The organism is Pseudonocardia pini (genome assembly GCF_013870575.1).
Lineage (GTDB): Bacteria > Actinomycetota > Actinomycetes > Mycobacteriales > Pseudonocardiaceae > Pseudonocardia > Pseudonocardia pini.
Map to the genome: position 1 here is coordinate 1 of NZ_JACBXB010000297.1, position 6,295 is coordinate 6,295.

The 6,295-nt window shown below is 73.6% G+C and carries 9 protein-coding genes; 7 read left to right on the plus strand and 2 right to left on the minus strand.

The window, feature by feature from the left end; genetic code table 11:
• The 4 genes from H5J29_RS17400 to H5J29_RS17415 all read left to right on the plus strand — a co-directional run.
• A partial coding sequence (locus tag H5J29_RS17400; protein WP_246393983.1) for a thiamine pyrophosphate-binding protein occupies nt 1-500 on the plus strand: 500 nt, incomplete at its 5' end.
• 288 nt (nt 501-788) lie between these two features.
• Nucleotides 789-1,919, plus strand: coding sequence for a glycosyltransferase (locus tag H5J29_RS17405; protein ID WP_181782005.1), 1,131 nt, complete (start codon nt 789-791; stop codon nt 1,917-1,919).
• Nucleotides 1,920-1,948: 29 nt separating this feature from the next.
• On the plus strand, nt 1,949-2,293 hold the full coding sequence (locus H5J29_RS17410) for a hypothetical protein (protein ID WP_181782006.1): 345 nt from the start codon (nt 1,949-1,951) through the stop codon (nt 2,291-2,293).
• Nucleotides 2,290-4,053, plus strand: coding sequence for a hypothetical protein (locus tag H5J29_RS17415; protein WP_181782007.1), 1,764 nt, complete (start codon nt 2,290-2,292; stop codon nt 4,051-4,053). The genes H5J29_RS17410 and H5J29_RS17415 overlap by 4 nt, the downstream gene beginning before the upstream one ends.
• On the opposite strand, the gene H5J29_RS17420 is transcribed toward H5J29_RS17415, so the two are convergent.
• A complete protein-coding gene (locus H5J29_RS17420; protein WP_181782008.1) occupies nt 4,037-4,633 on the minus strand; it encodes an HNH endonuclease in 597 nt (198 codons plus the stop codon). The genes H5J29_RS17415 and H5J29_RS17420 overlap by 17 nt on opposite strands.
• A 219-nt stretch (nt 4,634-4,852) precedes the next feature.
• On the opposite strand from H5J29_RS17420, the gene H5J29_RS17425 reads away from it, so the two are divergent.
• Genes H5J29_RS17425 through H5J29_RS17435 form a run of 3 tightly spaced genes read left to right on the plus strand, consistent with a single transcriptional unit; the run spans nt 4,853 to nt 5,959 of the window.
• Nucleotides 4,853-5,083, plus strand: a complete 231-nt coding sequence (locus tag H5J29_RS17425; protein WP_181782009.1) for a hypothetical protein — start codon at nt 4,853-4,855, stop codon at nt 5,081-5,083.
• A gap of 41 nt (nt 5,084-5,124) precedes the next feature.
• Nucleotides 5,125-5,454, plus strand: coding sequence for a DMT family transporter (locus H5J29_RS17430; protein WP_181782010.1), 330 nt, complete (start codon nt 5,125-5,127; stop codon nt 5,452-5,454).
• Nucleotides 5,444-5,959 (plus strand): TetR/AcrR family transcriptional regulator, encoded by a 516-nt coding sequence (locus tag H5J29_RS17435; RefSeq protein ID WP_181782011.1) that lies wholly within the window; start codon nt 5,444-5,446, stop codon nt 5,957-5,959. The genes H5J29_RS17430 and H5J29_RS17435 overlap by 11 nt, the downstream gene beginning before the upstream one ends.
• Nucleotides 5,960-6,014: 55 nt before the next feature.
• Here H5J29_RS17435 and H5J29_RS17440 read toward each other — a convergent pair.
• The coding region (locus tag H5J29_RS17440) for a PLP-dependent transferase (RefSeq protein ID WP_181782012.1) at nt 6,015-6,295 on the minus strand (281 nt) is incomplete at its 5' end.

Sequence of the window (6,295 nt, forward strand, 5' to 3'; positions counted from 1 at the left end):
CGCCCCGGCCCGCCCTCTCTGTGCTGTCGAACCGCGGTGTCGCCGGCATCGACGGGACGGTGTCGACCGCCGTCGGCGCGGCGCTGACCCACCCCGGCCCCACCGTCGCGCTGCTCGGCGACCTCACGCTGCTGCACGACACGACCGGACTGCTGATCGGTCCCGACGAACCCCGCCCCGCGCTCACGCTGGTGGTGCTCAACGACTCCGGCGGCGGCATCTTCGGCCTGCTCGAGCAGGGGGCGGCGGAGCACGCGGCCTCCTTCGAACGCGTCTTCGGCACCCCCCACCGCGCCGATCTCGCCGCCGTCGCCGCGGGGTTCGGGGCCGAACACACCCTGGTCACGGACCTGGACACCCTCGGCGAGACGCTCACCGCCGAGGACAAGGGGCTGCGGGTCGTGGAGGTCCGCGCGGACCGCACGACCCTCCGCGCCGGCCACTCCGCCCTGGCGGCGGAGATCGCCGCCGCGGTGGACGCCCTCCCCGCCCGAACCTGACCACCCCCGTGCGCATTATGGAGCCACAACTGTCGTTGGCGTAGCCGCCAACGACAGTTGTGGCTCCATAATGCGCACGGGGGTGGGGGGCTGCCGTTGGCGGGCAACGGCTCTGGGCTGGGCGGGCTAGAGGGTTGCGCCGGGTGGTCACGGTGTGGCAGCTTTCGTGCCTTCTGCGTAACAGCCGGTGTCGGCGTGCCGATGCGGGAGACGGAACCCTTGTGACCTGCAGGCGTTCCCGGCCCGTCTGCTCCCCACATCCGGGCCGCCCCCGACCCCGAGGAACCGGTGACCCCCAGCCTCCGGAACCGCGACGCCCTCCCCGACCCGCGAGTCCCCCACTTCCGACGCGCGAGTCCCCCACTTCCGACGCGCGAGTCGGACACCACGGCCCGCGAGTCGGACACCCTGCTCCGCGAGTCGGACACCACGGCGCCCGAGTCGGACATCGTCCTGCCCTTCACGTCCGTGGTCGTGCCGAGCATCTTCGCCCGCGGCGAGCAGTTGCTGGGCAGCGTCGAGGCACTCGCCGCCCTGGACCACCCGGCGTTCGAGATCGTGGTGGTGGACAACCGGGCGGTGCCGGAGACGGCCGACTGGGCGCCCCTGCTGGCGCTGCCGGGGGTCCGGGTGATCTCCGAGCCGCGGCGCGGGATCTCCGCCGCGCGCAACGCGGGCGTGCGGGCCGCCCGGGGCGAGATCATCGCCTTCACCGACGACGACGTCCGCGTCGACCGGACCTGGCTGCGCGCGCTGACCGGCCGGTTCGTCACCGAGCCCGGTGTGGCCGCCGTCCTCGGCCTGGTCGTGGCCGGGGAGCTCGAGACGGCCGCGCAGCTCGCCTTCGAGGACTACGACCCGCTGGTCGGGTCCCAGTTCACCCCCTCCACCCGCGCCCTGGACGACGCGCAGGCCCCGGTCTGGTCGCCCCGGCGCTACCGGGTCGCGGGCCGGTGGCTCTACCAGCTCGGCGGGGTGATGGGCGCGAACATGGCGTTCCGCGCCGCCGCGCTGGCCGCCGTCGGGGAGTTCGACACCGCACTCGGGACCGGCACCCGGACCCGCGGCGGCGAGGACCTCGACATCGTCACCCGGCTGCTGTTCGCCGGGCACCGGGTGGGCTACGAGCCCTCCGCCCTGCTCTGGCACACCCACCGGCGCACCGACGCCGAGCTGCGGACCCAGATGTACGGGTACGGGACCGGGTTCACCGCGATGCTCGCCGCCGCCGTCCGGCGCGAGCCGCGGCACCTCGTCGGGCTCGCCCTGGCGGTGCTCGGTGTGGTGGCCGGGCGGTTCCGCCGGTCCGCACAGGCGGGCACCCCCGATCTCCTCCCCGCCGACCTGCGCGCCCTCGAGCGCCGCGGACAGCTGGCCGGACCGTTCACCTACGTCGCCGCCCTGCGGGGTCGGCGATGAGCACCCACTCCCTGCGAAGGACCCCTCCCGTGCTCTCCCGTCCCGACCCGGCGGTCTGGGCCGCACTCGCGATCGGGGTGGCCGCACCGGCCGCCGTCGCGGTGCAGGCCCCCTCGGGGATCCGGCTCGTCCTCGTCCTCGCGTTCGTCCTCGTGGTGCCCGGCACGGCCCTGCTGGCCTGGTTCCCGCAGGGCGACGGGTTCGTGCGCGCCGCCCTGACCGTCGTCTTCGGGATGGCGCTGACCGCGGGCTCCGCCGCCCTGATGCTCTGGACCGGGTTCTGGCAGCCGCTGGTCGGGCTGGTCCTGCTGGCCGTCCTCTCGGTGGGCTCGCTCGCCCTGCGGCACTCCGTCCCGGCCGAGGTGACCCGATGACCGCCCTGCTCTCGCCCAGCGCGCCTGCCCACGCCGCCCCTCGGCAGCGCCTGGCCGCCGTGCCGCTCGTCGCCGCGGTGGTCTCGTGGATCGTGGCGCTGGCGGTCGGCGACCTGTCGTACGCCTCGGAGTTCGGGCTGCTCGGCACGATCAGCCCCGCCTACCACGTGGCGCTGGTGCTGGTGCTGGTCGGCTTCGTGCTGGAGTTCCGCCGGGTCCGGCGGGCGACGGCGCTGCTGGGCGCCCACGTCGTCGCGCTGGTCGTGATGCTGCACGGGACGGTCCCCGCGCTGTCCGCGGTCCCCGAGTACGCGTGGACCTACAAGCACGTCGGCGTGGTGAGACTGTTCCTGGAGCAGGGCCGGGTCGTGGACGGGCACGACATCTACCAGCTCTGGCCCACCCTGTTCGCCCTCGTAGCGGACCTGTCGGCGCTCACCGGCGTCGATCCCCTCGCGCTCGCGCGCTGGGAGCCCCTCGCCGCAAACATGCTGTTCACGGTGGTGATCTTCGCGATCCTGCGGCAGCTGACCACGGACACCCGCAAGCAGGTCCTCGCGCTGCTGGTCGCGACCGGGATCAACCTGCCGGGCCAGTACCTCTCGCCGCAGGACTTCGCCTGGCTGCTGACCCTCGGCATCCTCCTGCTCGTCCTGCTGGGCCTGCGGCGCACGCCGCTCGGTGGTCGCAGGCCGTGGTCGGTGGTCACCGGGGGCGTCACACCCCGCACGGTGACGGGGCGGCGGTACGGGTTCGTGCTCGGCGGGATCGTGCTGCTCTTCGCGGTGCAGGTCTCGGCGCACCAGCTCTCGCCCTACCTCGTGCTCCTCGACCTGGCCGCGCTGATGGTGCTCGGGCTCGCCCGGCCCCGGTGGCTGGTCCTGCTGCTCGGGCTGCTCGCGGTGGCGTACTTCGCGCCGCGGGCCGGGTACATCGCGAGCACGTACTCCCTGTTCGACGGCTTCGACGTCGTCGGCAACGCCTCCGGCACCTCCCCCTCGTGGGGGTCCACCGGCCAGGCCTTCTCGGCGGTCATGGTCCGCTCGATGATCCTCGGGTCGTGGGGGCTGGCGCTGGTGGCGCTGTGGGTGGGCCGGCGACGGCTCTCCGCGCTCGCCGTGCCCGGGGTGCTGGCCTTCGCCCCTTTCGCGCTGCTGCTGGCCAACAGCTACGGCGGCGAGGCGATCTACCGGGTGTGGCTGTTCTCCTCGCTGTGGACCGCGTACCTGATCGCGGACCTGGTGCTGCGGATCCGGCTCCCGCGGGTGCTCGCGGTCGTCGGGTCGGTCGTGGCGCTGGCCGCCATGACCACGGCGATGCTGCAGGGCGCCCACGGCCAGCTCGCCGTCGACCACCACGAGCCGTCGGAGCTCGCCGCCGCGGAGTACCTCTACGCCAACGCGCCCGCGGGTTCGACCTTCGTCCTCGGCGACCAGAGCTTCGTGACCCGCTCGGTGGCCGACTACAACCGGATCAACGTGGACTACGGCGGTGACCCCGCGCTGGTCACGGGCCTGGCGGTGCCGCAGGGCGGGACCCTGACCGACCTGGCCGCGATCCGCGACTACGTGGCCGAGGGCGGCGGCGCGGCCCAGTTCCTCGTCGTCAGCGACAACATGGAGGCCTACTCCGAGTACTTCGGCCACCTGCAGGACGGTCAGCTGACCGCCCTGCGCGCCACCCTCGCGCAGACCCCGGGCTGGACGGTCTGGTACTCGAACGACAGCACGACGATCTTCCGGCTCACGCCGCTTCGGTGAGCCACGGCTCCCAGGCGGGGTGCGGTTCCACCGCGAGGACCAGCACTCCGCCCGCGGCCCGGCTGGGCGGCTTGGGCGCCTTCTCCAGCGTCCAGCCCAGCTCCTCCAGGAGCCGGTCCGCCTTCTTCGAGTTGCAGGCCTTGCAGGCGGCCACGCAGTTCTCCCACGTGTGCGCGCCGCCGCGGCTGCGGGGGACCACGTGGTCGATGGTGTCCGCCTTCTTGCCGCAGTAGGCGCAGCGGCGCAGGTCCCGGCGCAGGACGCCGGCGCGGGTCATGGGCACCGCGCGGCGGTAGGGGACCCGGACGTACCGGGACAGCCGCATCACCGAGGGAGCGGGGACGGTGAGGTTCTCCGAGTGGAAGGCCGCGCCCTCGAGGGCGGCCTGGACGCACTCGGCCTTGCCGGAGAGCATCAGGACGATCGCGCGTTTAGCCGTGACCACGGCCAGGGGTTCGAAGCTCGCATTCAGCAACAGCACCCTGGCACCCGGCGGGAGCGACGTCACGCTCCCTGCCCCCGGCGCCTCCTCCCCCGGTTCGGGGACGACGACGAGGGTCTGGGGTTGTCGGTCCGGCACGCGACCACCTCCGCTCAGGATGGGGTAAGTCGACCATACGGAAGCCGGGTTACGCACGTGTGATATTGCGGCGGACTCGCGGTGATGACGGGCGGCCGGGTCCGTCGGACGAGCGGTCGGGCCGCAACTGGGCCGTTCGGCCCAGTCCCCGAAGCTGATGAACCGGCCGAACCACCCCTCACACGGGAGATCGTCCGCTACCCCCGCTGGAGCGAAGAAGTGCCCGAGCCCGTCGTGACCCTCCCCCACCTCGAACCGGCCACCGTCGCCTTCCCCGCCCTGCGCGACGACGTCGACCAGCCCCCGCTCGTCGGCCCGACCTGGCACCCGCCCGCCGCCGTGCTCGCGACGGACGAGCGCCGTGTGGGCAGGCTGCTCCCGCTCGTCGCGGGGCTCGCCCTCCTGCTCCTCCTGGCCCTGCTGGTGGTCCCGCTGTTCACCGTGGGATGACCCCGAGAATCTGGAGCGATCGCTCAGGTAGTCTCGCGGGCATGTGGTTCTGGCTCGCGGGCGCGATCCTGGCCGAGGTGACCGGCACCGTCGCCCTGCGGTTCTCGGAGGGCTTCTCGAAGCTCTGGCCCTCGGTGGTCGTGGTGCTCGGGTACGGCACGGCGTTCTACTCGCTGTCCCAGGCGCTGGCCCGGGGTGTGCCGATCGGCGTCGCGTACGGGATCTGGGCGGCGGCAGGGGTGGCGCTCATCGCGCTGATCGGGGTGGCGTTCCTCGGCGAGTCGCTGTCGTGGGTGCAGGTGGGCGGGATCGTGCTGGTCATCGCCGGGGTGCTGGCGCTGGAGCTCGGCCGCTCCTCCCATGCCGCCTGACGGCAGGCTGGCCAAGGGCGCGGTCCGGCGCCGGGCGCTGATCGCGGCCACCCTGCGGCTCGTGGGGCGCTCCGGCGTGGCGGCGGTGTCGCAGCGGGCGGTCGCGGCCGAGGCCGGGGTGCCGCCGAGCGCGGTGCTCTACTACTACGCGAGCGTCGACGGGCTGCTGGTCAGCGCGCTGCGAGAGGTCAACGAGCGGTATTGCGCGGAGCTGGCGGAGATCACCTCGATCGACGACCTCGCGGCGCACGTGGCGCGGTACGCCGCCCTGGACCGCGAGCTCGTGATCGCGGAGTACGAGCTCTGGCTGCTCGCCGCCCGCCGGGAGGACCTGCGCGAGGAGCTGACGACCTGGGACGAGACCGTCGACGCCCTCGCCGCCCGCCTCGCCCCGGCCCGCGCCGACCTGCTGGCCGCGGCCCTGAACGGCCTCTACCTCCGCGCCGCCACCACGGGCGTCACCGCGCAGCAGGCCCTCCGCACCCTGACCGCCACCACCGAGTAACGAGCGGCACTCTCGCTCACTAGGTCTGAGCGAGAGTGCCGTTCGCTCACACAGGTCAGTGGAGGGAGTCGAGGGCCCCCAGCACGTCGGCGACCAGGTCGTCCGTGTCCTCGATGCCCGCCGAGAGCCGCAGCAGGCCTTCGGGCACCGCGTCCCCCCATCTCGCCCTGCGGTCCGCGCTGGTCCGCAGGCCGCCGAAGCTCGTCGCGGAGACGACGAGGCGGGAGGCGGCGAGGAACTCGTCGACCGCCGTGACCGAGGGCAGCGTGAACCGCAGGACCCCGTTCCAGCGCCGCATCTGGCGGGAGGCGATGGCGTGCGAGGGGTCCGACGGCA